This is a genomic window from Streptomyces apocyni, from assembly GCF_009739465.1.
GTDB lineage: Bacteria > Actinomycetota > Actinomycetes > Streptomycetales > Streptomycetaceae > Streptomyces > Streptomyces apocyni.
This window is the reverse complement of the sequence record NZ_WHOM01000039.1, coordinates 141,149-162,540: the sequence shown is the minus strand read 5'-3', so window position 1 is coordinate 162,540 and position 21,392 is coordinate 141,149. Positions and strand designations below refer to the sequence as shown.

Annotated in this window: 24 protein-coding genes and 3 tRNA genes; 15 read left to right on the top strand and 12 right to left on the bottom strand. The window is 69.9% G+C overall.

Annotated features, from left to right (window positions below):
- Position 1: 1 nt before the first annotated feature.
- Together GCN81_RS06900 and soxR are read right to left on the bottom strand one after the other, a co-directional pair.
- Positions 2-517, bottom strand: a complete 516-nt coding sequence (locus tag GCN81_RS06900; RefSeq protein ID WP_156722725.1) for a hypothetical protein — start codon at positions 515-517, stop codon at positions 2-4.
- Positions 518-771: 254 nt separating this feature from the next.
- On the bottom strand, positions 772-1,227 hold the full coding sequence (gene soxR / locus GCN81_RS06895) for a redox-sensitive transcriptional activator SoxR (RefSeq protein WP_156722723.1): 456 nt from the start codon (positions 1,225-1,227) through the stop codon (positions 772-774).
- Positions 1,228-1,279: 52 nt separating this feature from the next.
- Between soxR and GCN81_RS06890 the strand changes: the two genes are divergently transcribed.
- The 8 genes from GCN81_RS06890 (at position 1,280) to GCN81_RS06855 (ending at position 9,391) form a co-directional block, all read left to right on the top strand.
- Positions 1,280-1,927 (top strand): NADPH-dependent FMN reductase, encoded by a 648-nt coding sequence (locus GCN81_RS06890; RefSeq protein ID WP_156722721.1) that lies wholly within the window; start codon positions 1,280-1,282, stop codon positions 1,925-1,927.
- Positions 1,928-2,068: 141 nt separating this feature from the next.
- Complete coding sequence (gene cutA, locus GCN81_RS06885; RefSeq protein WP_156722719.1) at positions 2,069-2,398, top strand: divalent-cation tolerance protein CutA; 330 nt, start codon at positions 2,069-2,071, stop codon at positions 2,396-2,398.
- On the top strand, positions 2,395-2,829 hold the full coding sequence (locus GCN81_RS06880) for a gamma-glutamylcyclotransferase family protein (RefSeq protein ID WP_156722717.1): 435 nt from the start codon (positions 2,395-2,397) through the stop codon (positions 2,827-2,829). The genes cutA and GCN81_RS06880 overlap by 4 nt, the downstream gene beginning before the upstream one ends.
- Positions 2,830-2,930: 101 nt before the next feature.
- Complete coding sequence (locus GCN81_RS06875) at positions 2,931-3,134, top strand: hypothetical protein (protein WP_156722715.1); 204 nt, start codon at positions 2,931-2,933, stop codon at positions 3,132-3,134.
- A gap of 43 nt (positions 3,135-3,177) precedes the next feature.
- Entirely contained in the window at positions 3,178-4,530 is a 1,353-nt protein-coding gene (locus tag GCN81_RS06870; RefSeq protein ID WP_156722713.1) for a deoxyguanosinetriphosphate triphosphohydrolase, read from the top strand.
- Between the two features lie 127 nt (positions 4,531-4,657).
- A complete protein-coding gene (locus tag GCN81_RS06865) occupies positions 4,658-5,920 on the top strand; it encodes an NAD(P)/FAD-dependent oxidoreductase (RefSeq protein ID WP_156722711.1) in 1,263 nt (420 codons plus the stop codon).
- 29 nt (positions 5,921-5,949) lie between these two features.
- Positions 5,950-7,851, top strand: coding sequence for a DNA primase (gene dnaG, locus GCN81_RS06860; RefSeq protein WP_156722710.1), 1,902 nt, complete (start codon positions 5,950-5,952; stop codon positions 7,849-7,851).
- A 133-nt stretch (positions 7,852-7,984) separates the two neighbouring features.
- On the top strand, positions 7,985-9,391 hold the full coding sequence (locus GCN81_RS06855) for an RNA polymerase sigma factor (protein ID WP_156722708.1): 1,407 nt from the start codon (positions 7,985-7,987) through the stop codon (positions 9,389-9,391).
- 28 nt (positions 9,392-9,419) lie between these two features.
- Here the strand turns inward: GCN81_RS06855 and GCN81_RS06850 are convergent, their stop codons facing one another.
- The 4 genes from GCN81_RS06850 to GCN81_RS06835 all read right to left on the bottom strand — a co-directional run bounded on the left by GCN81_RS06850 (position 9,420) and on the right by GCN81_RS06835 (position 15,055).
- Positions 9,420-11,402 carry an ABC transporter ATP-binding protein gene (locus GCN81_RS06850; RefSeq protein WP_156722706.1) on the bottom strand — a complete coding sequence of 661 codons (1,983 nt, stop codon included), beginning with the start codon at positions 11,400-11,402 and terminating at the stop codon, positions 9,420-9,422.
- Complete coding sequence (locus tag GCN81_RS06845) at positions 11,402-13,135, bottom strand: ABC transporter ATP-binding protein (RefSeq protein ID WP_156722704.1); 1,734 nt, start codon at positions 13,133-13,135, stop codon at positions 11,402-11,404. Before GCN81_RS06845 ends, GCN81_RS06850 begins: the two co-directional genes overlap by 1 nt.
- 88 nt (positions 13,136-13,223) lie before the next feature.
- A complete protein-coding gene (locus GCN81_RS06840) occupies positions 13,224-14,669 on the bottom strand; it encodes an FGGY family carbohydrate kinase (protein ID WP_156722702.1) in 1,446 nt (481 codons plus the stop codon).
- A 77-nt stretch (positions 14,670-14,746) separates the two neighbouring features.
- On the bottom strand, positions 14,747-15,055 hold the full coding sequence (locus GCN81_RS06835; protein ID WP_156722700.1) for a YtxH domain-containing protein: 309 nt from the start codon (positions 15,053-15,055) through the stop codon (positions 14,747-14,749).
- A gap of 148 nt (positions 15,056-15,203) precedes the next feature.
- Here GCN81_RS06835 and GCN81_RS06830 point away from each other — a divergent pair.
- From GCN81_RS06830 to GCN81_RS06820, 3 genes are all read left to right on the top strand, one after another.
- Positions 15,204-15,276 (top strand) — tRNA-Asn (locus GCN81_RS06830).
- Between the two features lie 5 nt (positions 15,277-15,281).
- Positions 15,282-15,354 (top strand) — tRNA-Asn (locus GCN81_RS06825).
- 167 nt (positions 15,355-15,521) lie between these two features.
- Positions 15,522-15,595, top strand: a tRNA-Ile gene (locus GCN81_RS06820).
- A 379-nt stretch (positions 15,596-15,974) separates the two neighbouring features.
- Here GCN81_RS06820 and GCN81_RS06815 read toward each other — a convergent pair.
- Positions 15,975-16,406, bottom strand: coding sequence for a DUF6415 family natural product biosynthesis protein (locus GCN81_RS06815; protein WP_156722698.1), 432 nt, complete (start codon positions 16,404-16,406; stop codon positions 15,975-15,977).
- A gap of 158 nt (positions 16,407-16,564) precedes the next feature.
- Here GCN81_RS06815 and GCN81_RS31760 point away from each other — a divergent pair, with 158 nt between their 5' ends.
- The 4 genes from GCN81_RS31760 (at position 16,565) to GCN81_RS06800 (ending at position 18,964) form a co-directional block, all read left to right on the top strand.
- Positions 16,565-16,831: a hypothetical protein gene (locus GCN81_RS31760; protein WP_197287509.1), complete on the top strand. Its 267-nt coding sequence runs from the start codon at positions 16,565-16,567 to the stop codon at positions 16,829-16,831.
- The gene (locus GCN81_RS06810) at positions 16,803-17,330 is read left to right on the top strand and encodes a DUF6879 family protein (RefSeq protein ID WP_156722696.1); all 528 of its coding nucleotides are present in this window, start codon (positions 16,803-16,805) and stop codon (positions 17,328-17,330) included. The genes GCN81_RS31760 and GCN81_RS06810 overlap by 29 nt, the downstream gene beginning before the upstream one ends.
- Positions 17,331-17,355: 25 nt before the next feature.
- Entirely contained in the window at positions 17,356-18,207 is an 852-nt protein-coding gene (locus GCN81_RS06805; RefSeq protein ID WP_156722694.1) for a helix-turn-helix domain-containing protein, read from the top strand.
- A gap of 238 nt (positions 18,208-18,445) precedes the next feature.
- Positions 18,446-18,964: a hypothetical protein gene (locus GCN81_RS06800; RefSeq protein WP_156722692.1), complete on the top strand. Its 519-nt coding sequence runs from the start codon at positions 18,446-18,448 to the stop codon at positions 18,962-18,964.
- 127 nt (positions 18,965-19,091) lie between these two features.
- On the opposite strand, the gene GCN81_RS06795 is transcribed toward GCN81_RS06800, so the two are convergent.
- From GCN81_RS06795 to GCN81_RS06775, 5 genes are all read right to left on the bottom strand, one after another.
- Positions 19,092-19,343, bottom strand: coding sequence for a hypothetical protein (locus GCN81_RS06795; RefSeq protein ID WP_156722690.1), 252 nt, complete (start codon positions 19,341-19,343; stop codon positions 19,092-19,094).
- A complete protein-coding gene (locus tag GCN81_RS06790) occupies positions 19,340-19,573 on the bottom strand; it encodes a holin (RefSeq protein WP_156722688.1) in 234 nt (77 codons plus the stop codon). Before GCN81_RS06790 ends, GCN81_RS06795 begins: the two co-directional genes overlap by 4 nt.
- A gap of 5 nt (positions 19,574-19,578) precedes the next feature.
- Positions 19,579-20,454: a peptidoglycan recognition protein family protein gene (locus GCN81_RS06785; RefSeq protein ID WP_156722685.1), complete on the bottom strand. Its 876-nt coding sequence runs from the start codon at positions 20,452-20,454 to the stop codon at positions 19,579-19,581.
- Between the two features lie 10 nt (positions 20,455-20,464).
- Positions 20,465-20,902 carry a hypothetical protein gene (locus tag GCN81_RS06780; protein WP_156722683.1) on the bottom strand — a complete coding sequence of 146 codons (438 nt, stop codon included), beginning with the start codon at positions 20,900-20,902 and terminating at the stop codon, positions 20,465-20,467.
- Positions 20,903-20,972: 70 nt separating this feature from the next.
- Positions 20,973-21,386, bottom strand: coding sequence for a hypothetical protein (locus tag GCN81_RS06775; protein WP_156722681.1), 414 nt, complete (start codon positions 21,384-21,386; stop codon positions 20,973-20,975).
- Positions 21,387-21,392: the final 6 nt, after the last annotated feature.

The following is a 21,392-nucleotide window of genomic DNA, read 5'->3' as shown; positions in this document are numbered from 1 at the left end:
GTCAGATCCCGTCGCCTCTCGCGCGGCGATGCAGGAGCCAGGTACCGCCCGCGGCGGCGACGGCCAGCGCCGCCACGCCCGCCGCGGTCTTCACCGGGTCGGGGCCGAGTGCGCCACCGACCCCCGTCTTCACATGCCCCTTCGGGGTCACCTGCGCCGGGGCGGTGAGGGTGACGACCAGGTCGCCTGACACCTCCCTGCCCGTGACGCACTTCGCGCGGATCGCGTACGTGCCGGGCGTCGCGGAGGTCGGGATCTTGAACTGTCCGACCGCGTCCTCCTGGTGCGTGCTCGGCGCCAGCTTGAACGCGCCCGCGCCGACCGCGCTCGCGTCCCCCGCTGCTGTGCCGCCCGCGCCGCAGGCGGTGGTGTTAGCCGTCACCTCGGTGCCGGGTGTCGCACGCGGCGGATCGATCTCCAAGGCGGCCGGGTCCGCCGCCAGGGCGGGCGTGGCGCACAGGCAGGCCGCGGCGGCGGCGAGCGCGGTACCGGTCAGCAGGCGGGTGGCGGTGCCCATGTGTTCCTTCCGCGGGTACGGCCCGCGGCACCCCCATGTGCCGCTGCGTCGGTCGCGCCCTTGCTACCGAGGTAACTGCGTCCGGCGGCGCCACGCCTGTCGATGAGGCGTCAGAAACCTGGCGAACGGGCGGTCCCTGACGCACCGGTGGCAACGTCGCAGCAGGTCACCGGCGTGTCGACGGAAAGAACCCGAAGCCTGGCTGCTACGGCTGTGAACGGGTGACCGTCGGGGCGTGGCCGACGGGGCTGAGCTCAGTCCTCGATCAGGCGGCGCGGGCCCGGCCCGTGGCTCGCGAGTTCGTCGTACGGGTTGGACAGCGCGCAGCGGTCCAGCGAGAGGCAGCCGCAGCCGATGCAGTCGGTGAGGTTGTCGCGCAGCCGCTGCAAGGTGCGGATACGGGTGTCGAGGTCCGCGCGCCAGCACGCGGAGATCCGCGCCCAGTCCTCGCGGGTCGGGGTGCGGTCGTCCGGCAGCAGCCCCAGTACCTCGCGGATCGTGGCCAGCGGAATGCCGAGCCGCTGCGAGGTACGGATGAACGCGACCCGGCGCAGTGTCTCCCGGCTGTAGCGGCGCTGGTTGCCCGTGGTGCGACGGCTGGTGATGAGGCCTTCGCGCTCGTAGAAACGCAGCGCTGAGGCCGCGACGCCGCTGCGCTCGGCCAGCTCCCCGACGGTGATTTCCCGGCTCCCGGATGTGAGGTGCGTCATGCGCGCCATTCTAGCTTGACTTAAACCAAAGTTTAAGTTTCACCCTGAAGGCATGACAACAACCGCTGAGCACACCACCGTTGCCCCCGCCGACTCCACTGCCGACCTCGCCGCCGACTCCACCGCCGACGCCCCGCTGCGGGTGGCCGTGATCATCGGCTCCAACCGCGAAGGCCGCTTCGGGCCGGTGATCGCCGACTGGTTCCTCTCCCGGGTCCGCGCGCACGCGGACTTCGAGGTGGACCTCGTCGACGTGGCCGAGGCCGAGCTGCCCACCTCCTTCCGCCAGACACCCGACGCGGAGTCCGCGCTCGCCACGATCACCCCGAAGCTGGCCGCCGCCGACGCCTTCGTCGTCCTCACCCCCGAGTTCAACCACTCCTTCCCGGCGTCGCTGAAGAACCTCGTCGACTGGCACTACGGCGAGTGGCAGGCCAAACCCGTTGCCTTCGTCTCCTACGGCGGGATGTCCGGGGGGCTGCGCGCGGTGGAGCAGCTGCGACAGGTCTTCGCCGAACTGCACGCCGTCACGGTCCGGGACACGGTCTCCTTCCACAACGCGGGCGCGCACTTCGACGACAGCGGCAGGCACCGGGACCCGGCCCAGGCCGACGCGGCCGCCAAGACGATGCTCGACCAGCTCCACTGGTGGGCGCGTGCCCTGCGCGACGCGAAGGCGGTCCACCCGTACGGGGCGTAGCCCGAGCCCTGCCGAGTTCCGCTGTCCCGCCGCGTCCTGCCCGCACGGTCACGATGGCCGGGGATCGACCGCCACAATCAAAGCGGTGGACCCCGGCCACCCGGCCGCGGGACGACCGCTGAGAGGACTGGAGGACTGGCTGTGCAGACAGCGCTCACCGTACTGACGGTGCTGACGACAACGGACGCCGCGGACAAGGCGGAAGCGCTCGCCCGCGGGGCGGTGGACGCGCGGCTCGCCGCCTGTGCCCAGATCTCCGGCCCGGTCACCTCCGTCTACCGCTGGAACGGGGACATCGAGACCGACCAGGAGTGGCAGGTGCTCCTCAAGACGACGGCGGAGCGGTACCCCGAGCTGGAGGAGTGGATCACCGCGGCCCACGACTACGAGACCCCGGAGATCATCGCCACGCCTGTCCTGCGCGGCAGCGCCGCCTACCTGGAGTGGGTGGCCCAGGAGACCGCCCGGTGACACCGCTGCCCTTCTTCGTCTACGGCACCTTGCGCACCGGCGCCCGCAACCACCACGCGCTCCTCCTGCACGAGCGGCTAGCGGCTACCGAGCCGGGACAGCTGCCGGACACGGTGCTCTTCGAGGGCCCCGGCTATCCGTACGCCGTAGAGGAGCCCGGGTGCGGCGGAGTGGTGCGTGGCGAACTGCTCACCGCGCTGCCCGCCGTGTACCCCGCCCTCCTCCAGGACCTCGACCGCTTGGAGCACCACGTCCCCGGCGACCCCCGCAGCCTCTATGACCGGGTGGCCAGAGACGTGACCCGGCTGCCCGACGGGACGGCGGTACGGGCCTGGGTCTACCTCGCGTCCGCCCGCGTGGCCCGCCACCTGCGGGCCACCGGAACCCCGATCCCCAGCGGCGACTGGCTCGCCCACCACCCGGGCGGGTAACCCGGGCGGGTAAATCCGCCACGACCGCCGCCACGCCCCACGCACAGCACCCGTCACCCCCGCGCAACGACGCGGCAACCTCCGCACGCCAGGCTTGCCCTATGACGGAGTCGAACGTTCACCGCGCGCACCGCGACCGGCTCGACCACCGCGAGCCACCCACCATCGACGCCACCCACGCGACCCACGCGACCGAAGCCACCGACGGCACCCTCGACACCACGGCCCAGCTCCTGACCCGGATCACGGCCCAGCTCGGCAGCCAGCTCGGCCGAGTCTCACTCAGCGCCCACCGCCACCCCTAGTACCTGTCCGCGTCCGGCCGCCCCGGCCGTCTAGTGTCAGTGCATGGAAGGTACGCACGACACCACCACCGACAAGCCCGACCTGTCCTACGACGACGCGGCCGTCGAGCGCTGGGCCGCCGAGCCCGACAAACGCCCGGGCCGCACCGCCTTCCAGCGCGACCGCGCACGGGTGCTGCACTCCGCCGCGCTCCGCCGCCTGGCGGGCAAGACCCAGGTCGTCACCCCCGGCACCCCTTCCCAAGCTCCCGGCCTCGCCCGAGCGGGGGAGACCCCACTCCCCGCCTGGGACGCCAGCCCCCGCACCCGGCTGACGCACTCCCTGGAGTGCGCCCAGGTGGGCCGCGAGCTGGGCGCCGCGCTGGGCTGCGACCCGGACCTGGTGGAGGCGGCCTGCCTGTCGCATGACATGGGCCACCCACCCTTCGGGCACAACGGCGAGCAGGCACTCAACGAGTTCGCCGAGGACTGCGGCGGCTTCGAGGGCAACGCCCAGTCGCTGCGGCTGCTCACCCGGATCGAACCCAAGCGCTTCGCCCGCTCCCCGGACACCGGCGAACCCGTCAGCGTCGGCCTCAACCTCACCCGCGCGGCCCTGGACGCCGCCACCAAGTACCCCTGGCCGCGCGGCGACCACCCCACCCAGCCAAAATCAGCCAAGTTCGGCGTGTACGAGGACGACCTGCCGGTCTTCGGCTGGGTCCGCGCAGGCGCCCCCGACGGCCGCACCTGCTTCGAGGCCCAGGTGATGGACTGGTCCGACGACGTCGCGTACTCCGTACACGACGTCGAGGACGGCCTGCACGCGGGCCATCTCGACCCAGGCGCCCTGCGCGCCGACGCCGAGCGCCGCGAGGTCTTCGCCGTGGCCATCGGACGGTACGTACCCGACGACACCGACCCCGCCGAACTGGCAGAGGCCCTGGACCGCCTCCTGGAACAGGAGTGGTGGCCGCACGGCTACGACGGGTCCGCCGTCGCCCAGGCACGCCTGAAGGACGCCACCAGTCAGCTGATCGGCCGATTCTGCCTGGCCGCCGAGGCCGCCACCCGCGCCGCCTTCGGCACCGGCCGCCTCACGCGGTACGCCGCCGAGCTCGTCGTACCGCACGAGACCCGCCTGGAGTGCGCCGTACTGAAGGCCGTCGCCGACCGCTATGTGATGCAGCGCGACGAACAGGAGCGGCTCCGCGCCGACCAGCGCGTCGTGATCGCCGAACTCGCCGCGGCCCTGACCGCCCGCGCCCCGCAGGGCCTGGACCCGCAGTTCCGTGCGCTGTTCGACGCGGCCCCCGACGACCGGGCACGCAAGCGGGTGATCGTCGATCAGCTCGCCGCGCTCACCGACGCGTCCGCGCGCTCCCTGCACGCCCAGTTCACTGGGACGCACCTGTGAATCCCGCACGGCGATGTCAGAGCCTCATGATGTGATCGAGTCAGGAACAGATCCTGCCTCTTCCCGTGGCACGCCGTGTGCGGGACGCTCACATGGGTAAAAAGCGGCAGGGCGTAAGGAGGCACCAGTGGTCGACGCGGATCAGACATACGTCATCGTCGGAGGCGGTCTCGCCGGAGCGAAGGCGGCCGAAACCCTGCGCGCCGAGGGATTCACCGGCCGGGTGATACTCATCTGCGACGAGCGCGACCACCCCTACGAACGCCCGCCGCTGTCCAAGGGCTACCTCCTGGGCAAGGAGGAGCGCGACAGCGTCTTCGTGCACGAACCAGCCTGGTACGCGCGCGCGGACGTCGAACTGCACCTCGGCCAGCCCGCCGTCGCCATCGACCGGGAGGCCAAGGCGGTGCGCCTCGGCGACGGCACCGCGGTCCGCTACGACAAGCTGCTGCTCGCCACCGGCGCCGAGCCCCGCCGCCTGGACATCCCCGGCACGGAACTGGCCGGGGTGCACCACCTGCGCCGCCTCGCGCACGCCGAGCGGCTGCGCGGCGTTCTCACCTCACTGGGCCGGGACAACGGCCATCTGCTCATCGCCGGAGCGGGCTGGATCGGCCTGGAGGTCGCCGCGGCGGCGCGGGAGTACGGCGCCGAGGTCACTGTCGTCGAGCCGGAGCCCACCCCGCTGCACGCCGTCGTCGGCCCCGAGGTGGGCCGCCTCTTCACCGATCTGCACCAGGACCACGGCGTCCGCTTCCACTTCGGCGCCAGGCTCACCGAGATCACCGGCCAGGACGGCATGGTGCTGGCCGCCCGCACGGACGACGGCGACGAGCACCCGGCGCACGCCGTACTCGCCGCGATCGGCGCCGCCCCGCGCACGGGACTCGCCGAGGCCGCGGGCCTGACTCTGGCCGACCGGACACACGGCGGCGGCATCGCGGTCGACGCCGCGCTCAGGACCAGCGACCCGGACATCTTCGCGGCGGGCGACGTGGCCGCCGCCCAGCACCCGCTCTACGACCACCCGCTCCGCGTCGAGCACTGGGCCAACGCGCTGAACAGCGGCCCCGCCGCGGCGCGCGCGATGCTGGGCCAGGAGGTGTCGTACGACCGTGTGCCGTACTTCTTCTCCGACCAGTACGACGTCGGGCTCGAGTTCTCCGGCTGGGCGCCCCCGGGCTCGTACGACCAGGTGCTCATCCGGGGCGACCTCGGAAAGCGCGAGTTCATCGCTTTCTGGTTGGCAGGGGGCCGGGTGCTGGCCGGGATGAACGTCAACGTGTGGGACGTCACGACCCCCATCCAACAGCTCATCCGCAGCGGCACCCGCCCAGCCCCCGAGCGCCTGGCCGACCCCTCCGTCCCCCTCACCTCCCTCATCGAATGAGTATCAGCGCGCCACCGTAGACTTACCGCGTGGCTGGCAGGATCAATGACGAGGACGTGAAGGCGGTACGGGACGCGGTCCCGATCGACGCCGTGGTGTCCGAGTACCTCCAGCTGCGTAACGCCGGCGGCGGCAACCTCAAGGGCCTGTGCCCCTTTCATGACGAGAAGTCCCCCTCCTTCCAGGTCAGCCCCAGCAAGGGGCTCTTCCACTGCTTCGGCTGCCAGGAGGGCGGCGACACGATCGCCTTCGTGATGAAGATCGATCACCTCTCGTTCTCGGAGACGGTCGAGCGCCTGGCCGCAACGGCGGGCATCACGCTGCGGTACGAGGAGGGCGGCTACAACCCCGCCCACCAGCGCGGCGAACGCATCCGCCTGATCGAGGCCCACAAGATCGCCACACAGTTCTACATCGACCAGCTGGACGGCCCCGAGGCGGAGATCGGCCGCAAGTTCCTGGCCGAGCGCGGCTTCGACCAGGCGGCCGCCACCCACTTCGGCGTCGGCTACAGCCCGGCGGGCTGGGACCATCTCACCCGCTTCCTGCGCGGCAAGGGCTTCACCGACAAGGAACTGGTGCTCTCCGGGATCTCCCAGGAGGGCAGACGCGGCCCGATCGACCGCTTCCGCGGCCGCCTGATGTGGCCCATCAGGGACATCTCGGGCGAGGTCGTCGGTTTCGGCGCGCGCAAGCTGCGCGACGACGACAACGGCCCGAAATACCTCAACACCCCCGAGACCGCGATCTACAAGAAGTCCCAGGTTCTCTACGGCATCGACCTGGCCAAGAAGGAGATCGCCAAGACCAGCCGCGCCGTGGTCGTCGAGGGCTACACGGACGTGATGGCCTGCCATCTCGCCGGGGTCACCACCGCCATCGCCACCTGCGGCACCGCCTTCGGCGGCGACCACATCAAGATCCTTCGCCGCCTGCTCATGGACCACGCGACGGCCGAAGTGATCTTCACCTTCGACGGTGACGCGGCCGGACAGAAGGCCGCCCTGCGCGCCTTTGAGGACGACCAGAAGTTCGCCGCCGAGACCTCGATCGCGATCACCCCGGGCGGCATGGACCCCTGCGACCTGCGCCTCGCCGAAGGCGACGGCGCGGTGAGCGGCCTGGTCGAGTCCCGTACGCCGCTCTTCGAGTTCGCCATCCGGCAGATCGTGAAGCGGCACAACCTCGACACCCCGGCCGGGCGGGCCGCCGCGCTGGACGAGGCCGCGCCGATCGTCGCGCACATCAAGAACGTCGCCATCCAGCACGAGTCCGCCGTACAGCTCGCCGGAATGCTCGGCATCCTGGACACCCAGTTCGTGGTCAAGCGGGTCGGCCAGCTGGCTCGTTGGGCACGCGACCGCGGCGGCCGGGGTCCCGCCCAGCCCACGCACCGCGGCCCCCAGCCCACGTACACCGAAGCCCCGAGCCCGCCCGGCGGCCCCGCGCTCAATCTGCGCAGCCCCGCCCACCGCACCGAGCGCGAGCTGCTCAAACTGGCCCTGCAGCGCCCCGACCTGGTCTCCCCGGCCTTCGACGCGTACGGCGCCGACGAGTTCACCGCGCCGCCCTACGCCGCAGTACGCCAGGCCATCGAGCAGGCGGGCGGCGCCGAGCAGGGCGTCCAGGACGCCCCCGGCTACCTGGCCCAGGTCCGCGAGACCGCGCCGAACGACACCGTACGCGCCATGGTCACCGAGCTCGCCGTCGAGGCGATCATGCACAAGAAGGTCGACGAGGTGTACGCGGGCGAGCAGTTGGTCCGCGTCCGGCTGCGCGCCGTCGACCGCCGTATCCAGGATCTGCACGGCGCGCTGGCCCGCCTCGGCGCGAGCGCCGACCCCGGACAACTGGCCGCGGCACAGAACGAGTTGTGGGTCCTCCAGCAGTACGGCCAGGCGCTACGGGTCCAGGGCGCGGCCGCGCTCTGAGCGCGACCACGCGCTCCCACACCACCCGTTAGAGGTGTTTCGAGTGTGGGTAACCAGGCGGTAACGGGCCGGACTCAAAAAGTCACCGCACGCCCCTCGTGGCGGAGATGTGTCGTACTCCACACTGGGTGCGGTGCCTGAGTCCTCGGAGCGCGGCCGGCCCACCGGACGTGGGCTCGACAACCCCGCGGATCCGCTCATCGATTACGGGACGGACGGCGGCCTGGCCGCTTTCCCCGTTCCGCTGCCGCACGCCCCCGAACCGGCAGCGATCACCCTGGAGGTCGCCCCCGTGCAGACCCAGACCCAGCCGCAGACCGACCCGCGCGCGCTGCTCAAGACCCATGGCGAACCCGCCGAATCGGCCGACTCCCCGGGCACCGGCGCGGACGTCATCACCGCCGTCCCGCCACAGAGCCGGGCGACCCACCACCCCGAACGTCACTCCGACGCGGACCCGGACCGGCCAACGTCCCCTGAGTCAACGCCCCCCGAGTCAGCGGAAGTCGCCGAGCTAGCCGCGCCCGTCGCAGCCCCCGAGCCAGCCGAGCTAGCCGTGCCCGCCGACCTCCCCGAGGCCCCGGAACCGCCCGAGCCCCGAGTCCGCCCCGACACCTCGGGCCCCTCAGCGGACCTCTTCCGCCAGTACCTGCGCGAGATCGGCAGGATTCCGCTGCTCACCGCCGCCGAGGAGGTCGAGCTGGCCCGCCGCGTCGAGGCCGGTCTCTTCGCCGAGGAGAAGCTGGCGAGGCTCGCGGGCGCCTCCGACCTCGACTCCCAACTCGCCCTGGACCTCGACAAACTGGTCGTCATGGGCCGGATGGCCAAGCGCCGCCTGATCGAGGCGAACCTGCGCCTGGTCGTCTCCGTCGCCAAGCGGTACGTAGGCCGCGGACTGACCATGCTCGACCTGGTCCAGGAGGGCAACCTCGGCCTGATCAGGGCGGTGGAGAAGTTCGACTACGCCCGCGGCTACAAGTTCTCCACCTACGCGACCTGGTGGATCCGCCAGGCCATGTCCCGCGCGCTCGCCGACCAGGCCCGCACCATCCGGGTCCCGGTCCATGTCGTCGAGCTGATCAACCGCGTGGTCCGGGTCCAGCGCCGCATGCTCCAGGAACGCGGCTACGAACCCACCCCCGAGGAGGTGGCCGCCCACCTCGACCTGCCGCCCGCACGTGTCAGCGAGGTGCTGCGCCTCGCCCAGGAGCCGGTCTCCCTGCACGCCCCGGTCGGCGAAGAGGACGACGTCGCGCTCGGCGACCTCATCGAGGACGGCGATGCCGCGTCCCCCGTGGAGTCCGCCGCCTTCCTCCTCCTGCGCGAGCACCTGGAAGCGGTCCTCTCCACCCTCGGCGAACGCGAACGCAAGGTCGTCCAGCTCCGCTACGGCCTGGCGGACGGCCGCCCCCGCACCCTGGAGGAGATCGGCCGTATCTTCGGCGTCACCCGCGAACGCATCCGCCAGATCGAGTCGAAAACCCTCAACAAGCTCCGCGACCACGCCTTCGCCGACCAGCTACGCGGCTACCTGGACTGACGCCAACCCCCCAGACGCCGCTCAGGCCTTAGTCGACCTCGGCCACCGCCTCCGCGAACTGCGCCTTGTACAGGCGGGCATACGCGCCGCCCGCCTCCAGCAGCGCCTGGTGGGTGCCCTGTTCCACGATCGAGCCCTCCTCCATCACCAGGATGATGTCCGCGTCCCGGATCGTGGAGAGCCGGTGCGCGATCACGAACGACGTGCGCCCGTGGGACAGCCGCGCCATGGCCTGCTGGATCAGCACCTCGGTACGGGTGTCGACGGAGCTGGTGGCCTCGTCCAGGACCAGGATCACCGGATCGGAGAGGAACGCCCGCGCGATGGTGATCAGCTGCTTCTCCCCGGCGCTGACCCCCGTCCCGTCGTCGTCGATCACGGTGTCGTAGCCGTCCGGCAGCGTACGGATGAACCGGTCCGCGTGCGCGGCCCGCGCCGCTTCCTCGATGTCCGCGCGGGTGACGCCCTCCCGTCGCCCGCCACCGCCCTTGCCCGAGGCGCTTCGCGCCGCCCCTCCTCCTGCCGCCCCGTACGCGATGTTCTCCGCGATCGTGCCGCCGAACAGCCAGGTGTCCTGGAGCACCATCCCGATCCTGGAGCGGAGTGCGTCCCGCGACATGGTGGCGATGTCCACGTCGTCCAGGCGGATCCGGCCGTCCGTCACGTCGTAGAACCGCATCAGCAGATTGACCAGCGTGGTCTTGCCCGCGCCGGTCGGGCCGACGATCGCGACCGTGTGGCCGGGTTCGACGGACAGCGACAGGTCCTCGATCAGCGGCTTCTCGGCGTCGTAGCGGAAGGCCACCCGCTCCAGCGCGACCTTGCCCCGGTCCACCGAGGGCAGCGCGCCCGGCACCGGGTCCGCGTCCTGTTCCTCCGCGTCCAGGATCTCGAAGATCCGCTCGGCGGACGCGACACCCGACTGCACCAGGTTCGCCATCGAGGCGACCTGCGTCAGCGGCATCGAGAACTGCCGCGAGTACTGGATGAAGGCCTGCACATCACCGATGGTCAGCGAACCCGACGCGACGCGCAGCCCGCCCACCACGGCCACCAGCACATAGTTCAGGTTCGAGATGAAGAACATCAGCGGCTGCATCATCCCGCTGTTGAACTGGGACCGGAAACTGGCCTGGTACAGCGCCTCGTTCTGCTCCGCGAAGGCCTTCGCCGACTCCTCCTGCCGTCCGAAGACCTTCACCAGCGAGTGCCCGGTGTACATCTCCTCGACGTGCGCGTTCAGCTCGCCGGTGGACCTCCACTGCTGGACGAAGTGCGGTTGCGACCGCTTGCCGACCCGGGTGGCCACCACGTACGACAGCGGCACGGTCACCAACGCCACCAGCGCGAGCAGCGGCGAGATCCAGAACATCATCACCAGTACGCCGATGATCGTCAGCACCGAGTTGACCAGCTGCCCCATCGTCTGCTGGAGCGTCTGACCGATGTTGTCGACGTCGTTGGTGGCGCGGCTGAGCACCTCGCCGCGCTGGCGCTGGTCGAAGTACGACAGCGGCAGCCGCGACAGCTTCGCCTGGATGTCCCTGCGGAGCCGGAACACGGTGCGGTTGATCGCCAGGTTGGACAGCCGTGTGGCGACCGCCATCAGCAGCCCGGCCACCAGGAAGACCCCGATCGCGAGCCCCAGCACCTGGCCCACAGCGGTGAAGTCGATGCCCTGGCCTGGCGTGAAGTCCATCCCGGAGAGCATGTCGGCGGCGCCGTCGTCACCGTCCTCGCGCATCTGGTCGAGCACCTGCTGGCGGGAGGCGTCATCCGGCATGTCCCGTCCGACGATCCCGGCGAACACCAGATCCGTCGCCTGGCCCAGGATCTTCGGCCCGACCACGGAGAACGCGACGCTGAGCACACCGGCCAGCAGCATCCCGTACATCGTGAACCGCTCCGGCCGGAACTGCGCGAGCAGCCGCTTCCCGGAGCCCTTGAAGTCCATCGAGCGCTCGTCGGGACCGCCGCCCGCCGTCATCCGCGCCGCCATCGGGCTGGACATCAGGCCGCCTCCGCTTCCGTCAGCTGGGAGAGCACGATCTCCCGGTAGGTCTCGTTGCCGTCCATCAGCTCGTGATGGCGCCCGCTGCCCACCACCCGGCCCTCGTCCAGGACCACGATCCGGTCGGCGTCCCGGATGGTGGAGACCCGCTGGGCCACGATCAGCACGGTCGCCTCGGCGGTCTCGCGGGCCAGGGCGGCCCGCAGCGCGGCGTCCGTCGCGTAGTCCAGCGCCGAGAAGGAGTCGTCGAAGAGGTAGATCCCGGGCCGCTGTACCAGGGTCCGGGCGATCGCCAGGCGCTGCCGCTGCCCGCCGGACACGTTCGTACCGCCCTGCGAGATCGGCGCGTCGAGGCCGCCCTCTAGCCGCTCCACGAACTCCAGGGCCTGCGCCACCTCCAGCGCCTTGAGCAGCTCCTCGTCCGTGGCGTCCGGATTGCCGTAGCGCAGATTGGTCGCCACTGTGCCGGAGAAGAGGTACGGCTTCTGCGGCACCAGGCCCACCGCCCTGGCCAGCGTGCCGGGATCGAGCTCGCGTACGTCGATACCGTCCACCAGGACCTGCCCCGACGTCGCGTCGATCAGCCGGGGCACCAGGTTGAGCAGGGTGGACTTGCCGCTGCCGGTGGAGCCGATCACCGCGGTCGTCTCACCGGGCCTGGCCACCACCTGTACGTCCCTGAGGACCGGCTCCTCGGCGCCCGGATAGCAGAACCCGGCGCAGCGGATCTCCAGATGGCCCTGCCGTCGCAGCTCCCGCACCGGCTCGCGCGGCGGAACGACGCTGGACGAGGTGTCCAGGACCTCTTCGATGCGTTCGGCGCAGACCTCGGCGCGCGGCACCATCATGAACATGAAGGTGGCCATCATCACGGACATCACGATCTGCATCAGATAGGCCAGGAACGCGGTCAGCGCGCCGATCTCCATCCCGCCGCCGTCGATCCGGTGCGCGCCGAACCAGACCACCGCGATCGACGAGAGGTTGACCACCGTCATGACGATCGGGAACATCAGCGCGAGCAGCCGCCCGGTCCCCAGCGACACCTCGGTCAGCTCGGCGTTCGCGCCCTTGAAGCGCTCCTTCTCATACGCGTCCCGTACGAAGGCCCGGATGACGCGGTTACCGGTGATCTGCTCCCGCAGCACCCGGTTCACGGTGTCCAGGCGCTCCTGCATCAGGCGGAACAGCGGCCGCAGTCGGCGCACGATCAGGCTCACCGCGATCCCGAGCAGCGGCACCACGGCGACCAGCACCCAGGACAACTGCACATCCAGGCTGAGCGCCATCACGATGCCGCCGACGCACATGATCGGCGCCGACACCATCAGCGTGAACGACATCAGCACCAGCATCTGCACCTGCTGGACGTCGTTGGTCGTCCGGGTGATCAGCGACGGCGCCCCGAACTGGCCCACCTCGCGCGCGGAGAACGACTGCACCCGGTCGAACACCGCGGCCCGTACGTCCCGGCCCAGGGCCGCGGCGGTCCGCGCGCTGTAGAAGACGGCGCCGATGTTGCACACCACCTGGACCACGGTGATCGCGATCATCATGGCGCCGTAGCCGAGGATGTAGCCCGTGTCCCCCTTCACGACGCCGTTGTCGATGATCGCCGCGTTCAGGGTGGGCAGATAGAGCGTGGCGCAGGTCTGCAGGAACTGCAGCAGCACCAGGAGCCCGATGGCGTTCTTGTACGGGGTCAGATGTGTCCGCAGGAGTCGTATGAGCACGCGCTACCTATCGCCGTCGCCGGGGCTGGATTCCCCCATCTTCCGACACACCCTGGTCCAGAGCCCAACGAAATAGCTCAATCCCTGGTCAAGAACCGCCGTGCCCGAAGGCCCCCGGATGGGTCTGCTCCCGCACCGCCACGTACTGCTGCCGCACCGCCTGCCCCACCGCCAGCTCGTCACCCGGCTCGAAGACCTGCGCCGTGGCCTCCTGCCAGACCGGCGGGGAGTGCGGGGAGAGTGTCCCCTGCGAGACGCCGAGCGCCCAGGCGGCCTGCCGCGCCGCGCCAAGCGCCGCGTAGTCGGCGGGCTGCGGTACGACGACCCGCGCTCCGAACAGCATCGGTGCCGCGGCCTGCACCGCGGGCAGTTCGGCCGCCGCGCCGAGCAGGAACACCCGGCGTACCTCGACGCCGCGCCCGCGCAGCACGTCCAGCGCGTCCGTGAGTGAGCAGAGCATGCCCTCGAACGCCGCCCGTGCCAGATGTTCCGGCTTCATCGATTCCCGGCGCAGCCCGCTCAGGGTGCCCGCGGTGTGCGGCAGTTGCGGGGTGCGCTCGCCCTCCAGATACGGCAACAGCACCAAGCCGTGCGAGCCGGGCGTCGACTTCAGCGCCAGTGCGGAGAGCCCCTCAAGATCGGTGCCCAGCAGGTCGGCGGTGCCGCGCAGCGCCCGTACGGCATTCAGTGTGTGTACCACCGGCAGCTGCATCCCGGTCGCGTCCGCGAGGGAGGTGATCATGCCGCTCGGGTCGGGCAGCCCTTCGTGGTGGACGGCCATCACCGACCCGGACGCGCCGAGCGACACCACGGCGTCTCCCGGGCCGATGCCGAGCCCGAAGGCCGCCGCCATCGTCTCGCCGGTACCCGCCGAGATCAGCAGTCCCTCCGGGGTGGTCCCGGCGGACTCCGCGGGGCCGAGCACGTCCGGCAGCGTCACCGGGTGACCGAGCGCGAGCTCCGCCAGATCCGGGCGGTACGCGCCGGTCGTCGCCGACCAGTAGCCCGTCCCCGACGCCCCGCCGCGGTCCGCCGTCTGCCGCGCTGGGCGGCCGAGCAACTGCCACACCAGCCAGTCGTGGGCCTGCATCACCAGGGCGGTGCGCTGGGCCGCCTCGGGTTCCGTCCGCGCCAGCCACCGCAGCTTGGCCACCGGCTGCGCCGCCTGCGGTACGCAGCCCACCGCCTGGGCCCAGGCCTGCCGCCCGCCCAGCGCCTCGACCAGATCCGCCGCGGCCACCTGGGCGCGCTTGTCGCTCCCGGTCATCGCGGGGCGTACGACAGCGCCTTGCGCGTCCAGCGGCACGACCGCGTTCTGCTGCGCGGAGACGCCGATGGCCTGCACGCCTTCCAGCAGCCCACCGGCGGCGGCCTCGCCCAGCGAGAGCAGCCAGGCCTGTGGATCCACGTCCGACGGGCGCCCTTCGAGCGGATGCGGGGCGTAGCCCTGCTTCAGTACGGCACCCGTGTCGGTGTCGCAGACGATGATGCGTGTGAACTCGGACGAGCTGTCCAACCCGGCGACTATCCCCATGCCGGAGAGTCTGCCCTACGCCAGAACCACGCGGCCCTCCGGAGCCCCACGCACCACAACACGCCTCTCGTCGCCTCTCAGGTGTTGCTCGTCCCCCAGTCGTCCTCCTCGCCCAGACCGCGCTGGGTCTTCTCCCTGAGCGAGCGCACCCGCTCGGCGACCGAGTCGGGCATCTTGTCCCCGACCTTGTCGCTCACCGACGTGAAGGCCTTGCCCGCGAACTCCCGGCCGCCCTGCGCCGCGGACTCCGCCGCGTTCCGCACGGCCGGGTTCTGCGCGAGCTCCCGGGCGGACTTCCTGAGCTGCTCGTAGCGCTCTCGCCCCGCCCGGGTTCCGATGACGTACCCGATGGCCAGTCCGGCGACGAACGTGAGCTTGTACCGCATGGCTGCCACCCTTCCCTTCCGTCCGGTCGTTGCCGACCTGCCGATACCGATTGGCGGAGCACCCCCCTGCTTGCGCTAATGTATGTGTCGCAGCGAGCACACGCCGCCCGGGAAACCCCAGGTAGGTGAGTTTGCTGCAACGAGGCGTTCCCCTGTAGCTCAATTGGCAGAGCAGCCGGCTGTTAACCGGCAGGTTACTGGTTCGAGTCCAGTCGGGGGAGCTCGGTCTCCTGTAGCTCAATTGGCAGAGCAGCCGGCTGTTAACCGGCAGGTTACTGGTTCGAGTCCAGTCGGGAGAGCTGGTGGAAGAGGACCCCTCTGGGGTCCTTTTTCATGCCTGAGGGAACCGCGCGGGCAGCAGCGCGGTCCTCATGGTCGTGCAGAGCCGACCATCCGACGCGAGAGATCGTATGAGCGGCTATGCTGCGGCAGACGGCGCGCACACGTGTACGCGACACGCCGCTTTGGGGCGGTAGCTCAGCCGGTTAGAGCAGCGGACTCATAATCCGTCGGCCGTGGGTTCGAGTCCCACCCGCCCCACTCTCCGTTGCCCCTGCAGGAACGTTTTAAGCAGGCACAACGCGATGGCCCCCACCGAGGTGGGGGCCTTTCTTGTGGGCTGGAGATCGCTAGCTGGCCCGCTGCTGGCCCGAGAGGCTGGCGATCAAGACATGCAGTGGCCCCGGCCGGATCGGCGTCCGGCCGGGGCCTGGTCCCGTCTATCCCCAGGAGCTCACGGGGTACAAGGACGGACGGGAGCCTCAGTGGCGCACGGACCCTTGAGTGGTCTGGGTCGGCACCTTCGGGCACAGGGCGACGTGCCGGTAGACGGTCGCGCCCCCGCCTGACGCCGAACAGATGTCATGCGAGGTGTACGGCTCGCCGTCTCGGATCGACCGGTCGCAACGTCCGCAGATCTTCACCGCACCTCCTCCGCGTACTCGGCCAGCCAGACACAGTGCCGCGCTAGGCGATGTACCTGGATCGCGGCCGACCGCAGGCCGGTACCAAGGTCGCGGGCCAGGACTTCGCGGGTGTCGTCCAGGACGCACTGCCGCCCGTACCACTGCATGCCGCCGCGGGGCAGGCCGTCAGTGTGCTGCTGCACGATCGGCAGGAGACGCTCCAGCTCGGCGCGCAACTGGTCGTTCAGCTCGACGAGCCGTTCGTGCGGGGGGAGGATGCCCGTCGCGTCCAGCGCCTCATCGATGAGCACGGCGATGGAGCTCACAGGAGTTGCTGGTCTGGCGTCGTGGGTGGTGGTCATCCGGATGCCTTCCGGTGAAGTGGTCCGCCCGGCCTGGATGTGCGGCGTGTGCGCGGCCAGGACTGTGGGGCTGCCGCAGGTCACGACGCTAGAGAGACGCCGTGCAGCACCACCACTCTTGTGCATTCTTTTGCACATGATTTCAAGTGTCCTGGGCCTGGCCACTTCACGCCCTTGACGTCAACTCGTCCCAGCAGGACGGTGTCGCAAACACATGCACAAGCTGATCGTCGGAGGCTGACGTGCCACTACTGTTCGTCGGGATCGATCCCGACACCGAAACCGGTGACAGCCCAACGGTATGGGTCGACACAGACAAGCAAGAGCTCCTGTTCCAGGGCTGGACTGCGACACCGGACGAGGAGGCTCGCATCTACAGCGAAGGCGGAACCGCACCCGGCCACGCCCCCGGGGTCCCGCCGCACGAGACCATCATTCGAATCCCCGCCCGTATGACGCACATCATCAGGAAGGCATGCGATGACCTCGACCGTTCCGCCGATCGGTGAACTGCTTGATGCCGCCCAGCACTCCGCGGTGCACCTCGAGATGCGGGACGTGTACGCCGTATCCAAGGAGAACAGCCACTTCCAGCATTGGCAGGAAACCGGCGAACGCCCCAACGACCCAGACTCGGACTACTGGCGGGAGTGGACGAGTACGGTACGGCGCGCATCGGCCCGTGGGGCTGCGGTGCGTCGGGCCCGCGTTGTCTCCGAGCCGGTCACGGAGTACATCCGCTACGAGCACGCCGGAACACCGGTCAACCTCGCAGCCGGTGAACAAGTCCGGTGGCTGCCGCGCCGCCACGCCTCGGACATTGCACTGCCGGGCAATGACTTCTGGATCTTCGATGGGAAGCTGGTCCGCTTCGGGTTCTTCAGCGGCGACGGCGCCCTCATCGGACACGAACTCAACGAGGACCCAGCCACAGTGAAGCTGTGCACGGCCGCGTTCGAGGCAGTGTGGGAACGGGCCGTCCCGCACGACGAGTACGAGCTCCACTGACAGCACGCACCGGACAGGTCAGCTCATGCCCACATCACCGTCGTCCTCGGCGCAGGCCGCGCGAGAGGCCGTAGGAAAGCGTCTGAAGGAGCTACGGCAAGACGCCGGATTGACTGTGATCGAGCTGGCCGAACGGTGCGGCTGGCACTACAGCAAGACCTCCCGCATCGAGACCGCTCGCACAGCGCCCTCGGTTGCTGATATCCGGGCCTGGTGCCAGGCGTGCGACGCCAGCGACCAGGCGGCGGATCTGGTTGACGCCTCCCGCAATGCTGAGTCCATGTACACCGAGTGGCGCCGGAAGATGCGCACAGGGCTGCGGCAGGTACAGGAGTCCTACGGTGACCTGTTCCGGAAGACCCACCTGTTCCGCATCTACTCGTCGAGGATCATTCCTGGTCTGGTGCAGACCGAGGGCTACGCCGCAGCCCTTTTGCACACCATCGCGACGTTCCACGGTGCGCCGGACGACTCGGCCGCCGCTGCGGCCGCGCGCCTTCAGCGCTCGCGCGTCATTCATGAATCCGGCCGTCGGTTCGTGCTGCTCGTCGAGGAGTCGGCGCTGCACTACCGGATGGGCGACTCGGAAGCCATGGCCGCCCAGCTTGGCCACCTGCTGTCGGCGGGCGCGTTGCCAGCCGTGTCGTTGGGTGTCATCCCCGCTGACTTGCCCGAGAGGCCAATCCGGCCCCTGGAGGCGTTTCATGTCTACGACGACGTCCTTGTGGCTGTTGAACTACTGACGGCCCGAGTGACCGTCACCCAGCCGTCCGAGGTGACCGAATACCTGAAGGCGTTCGAGCAGCTCCGCGCTTTGGCGGTGTACGGGGCGGAGGCACGGGCCCTGGTAGTGAAGGCCATCGACGGACTCCACTGACAAGGGGTGGGCACTGGCGCCCACCCTTGGGGCATAACGAAACGCCCCCTGCACGGCCGCGTGGACCGTGCAGGGGGCGTCGTCGTTCAAGCGGGCGGTACGAGGAACTGGTGACGCGGGAGGTGGCGGTGTCTAGCTCTGGTGGTGCCGTTTCAGCCCTGCTGCGCTCGCGCCCCATGGACTGGAAGCGCATCATGAAATTGCCGGGAGGGGCACCGCCCAGCCAGATGGCAGCGAGATGATCGAAATGCTTCCGCGGAGGTCAGCATCTTCGTCAGTCGGCCCCAACCCGCGGCTGAAGCTCGCTCTGGACCTCGCACGCGAACGCCGTGACCTGCAAAATGACATCCTCACAGGGCTGCGTGCCCGGTCGCTCTCACTCCTTGAGGTCGTCATCCTTGGATCGGCGATCGTCTTCGGCTTTGGGGCCTCCGATGGCGGGCTGGAGCGATGGATGGTCATTCTGTTGCTTATCGGGGTGGCCTACTGCCTGGCCGCTACCTGCATGATCTTGCTGCCGACGGGGTGGAAGGCGCCAGACTGGACGATTGCCCACACCAAGCCCGACTGGTGCGGTGTGCCGAACCGGACCGTAGACCAGTGCATCGAACAGCTCATCTTGGACGCGAAGGATGGCATCGCAACGAACGATCGGGTCCTAGCGTGGAAGCGTCGCTGGTTTGTCTCGACGTTTGCGGTTCTGGCGATCCTGATCACGCTGGCGGTGATCTTCTGGGTGACATTCGGCACGACGTAGCGGCCCCTTGTGGTGCCCCTGGCGAGGATGCGGCGTCTGCCCCCTGAAACCCAGCCGCAGTCCTGATGCTCCGTGCCAACAGCACAAGGCCCCCTCCCGCCCAAAGGCGAGAGGGGGCAGAAGCGCTTCAGCGGGCGGCGATCTCGTACAGAGTCAGGCCCAGCGCGGCCAGGCCGACGAGCGCGGCGAGCGACGGTAGGGGCCAGCGGGCCCGCTCGAGCGCTTCGACGCGTTGCTCGAGCTGGTCGATGTCGGCCTCCGTCTGCGAGGTGCGCTGTAGGGAAACGTCGAGGCGTCCGTTGAGCTGGGCGAACCCGACCTCCATTGCCCCGCGCAGCCGCTCCAGTTCGAGCGCGACGTTCGGCTCGGGCGGGGTCACTCCCGGCTCCGTACGGTCTCCGCCAGCCCCGGCCCTTCACCGCCCGCACCGGACGACGCGACCGCGGTGAGCACCGCCAGCAGCGCAGCCGACCCAGCCAGCGCCAGCCCGCCACCCCAGTCGACGTCCAGGACCCCCGTAGTGTCGAGCCCCAGCACCGCCACGAGAGTCTGCGCAGCGGTACGCACCGCCCGCTCCGTCGTGGCCTTCCAGAAAGCACCTGTAGTCATGGTGATCAGCCCTCTCCCTCTGCGGCCAGCGCGATCGCCAGCCGGTCCAGTGCCGCGGTCGCGCCTGCCTCCGCGGCCCGCTGCGCGTCCGCAGCGCTCAACCCGCCGCCCTCAGCGAGCCGGGCCAGCACCGCGTCACGGGCAGCGCCCCGCGCCGCCAGCTCGGTCACCGCGGCCTGCAAGGCGCGCAGTCGGGCGCCGTTGTCGACGAGGATCGACTTCGCCATCCACTGCCCGTTGGTCTCAGTGCCCCAGGGCACGTTGATGAAGTGGTCCTTCTCCCACACGCGCTGGGCGACCTTCTCGATGTCTTCGCGGGTCAGGGCCATGTCGTCCTCCTGCGGGGTGGTGTGGCCGTTGGCGCGGGCGACGATGCCCGGGAACACGACCTCGCGGAACTGCCGGATACGGGCGCGGCCCGGGCACGCGGTGCCCGACGTGGACCACTGCGGGAACATGCTGTGGTAGCCGAACCCGGGGTCGCCGTGACCGCGGCAGATCCGTAGCGGAATGCCGTGCCGCTCGTGCAGCCACACGCCGATCGCGATCAGGTTCTCGATCTGCTTCGCGTTCCACGGGTCGGAGGCCTCGAGGTTCGAGGCGGTCTCGGCGGAGACGGCGCCGGTCCCGTCGTGCCTACGGTTGGCGCCCGCGTTGGCGTCCGCGCGGGTTTCGGTGCCGATGTACTGGCCCACGTCGCCCTGGTAGTCGACGCCGAAGTGCGACTCGAGGTTGGTGGAGTCGCGCCAGTACTCGTAGGTGCGGCGAGCAGTCCACGGCGCGACGATGCTGTGGACGATGAACTGCGTCGGCCGGATCGCCGGTTGGGCGTCCGACTCGGGCTGCAGTTCCATCTTGATGGCGCCCGGGTACCAGGCCATGGCGTCCTCCTCAGTAGTCCCAGGTCTGGGCGGTGAACTGGGCGTGGATGATGTCGACGGGCTGGTCGTGGTCGTGCCAGACGCGGATGGCTACGGGCTGGTGGTCGCGGCCGTAGAAGGCCCAGGAGGCGAGGTGGAACTGTTTGCCCGCGGTGTGGTCGGCGTCGGTGGACCCGGTGGAGTCCGGGTTCGTGTACGGGTCGCGGCAGAACTGGGACAGGAACTGGCGCTCGCGTGAGTCGTGTTCGTCGACCTGGATCGGCGCCCAGTGCACGAACCGGTGCCAGATGAAGTCACCGTCGGCCGAGGGCTGGATCAGCGCGGACTCCGGGTCCGCGACATCGCCGGTGCCTTGGTACATCCCGCCGTCGTTGCGCAGCACCTGGTCGAACCGGATCGGCGTCCACGTCTGCGCGATGTTGGTGAGGAGCTTGCACTGTGTGGCCATACCGGTCGGTCCTCCTGCGGGCATAGACAACGCCCCGGCCGTGCGGTCCGGGGCGCGGGCGTGCGGGGGGTTAGTCGTCGGCGATCCAGGTGGCGGAGACGCGCGGGTTGTGGTTGTTGCCGACCCCGTCGGACCCCGAGGTGGTCCGTAGCGTGATCGTGCCGTCGGTGTCGATGGTGGCGCCGCCGTCGTTGAACCCGGAGTCCCAGATCGCTTCCATGAGCTCGGGGGGCCGCCAGCCGGAGGGCAGCGTGGCCATGGCGGTGTCGAGGATGTTGCCGTTACCAGCCACTGACTCGGGGATGGAGGTGCCGGTGTAGTTGCACCTGATGGTGATGGTGACGAGCTTCCCGGAGCGGCGGCCGGAGAAGCTGGTCACGGTGAAGTCGGTGGCGGCTGTCGCGCCGGAGCTGGTGGTGGTGGCGTCGACGCCGTCGTTGAGCCGGTCCGCGGTGATGTCCATCCCGGCAAGCCAGTTCGTCACGTCGTC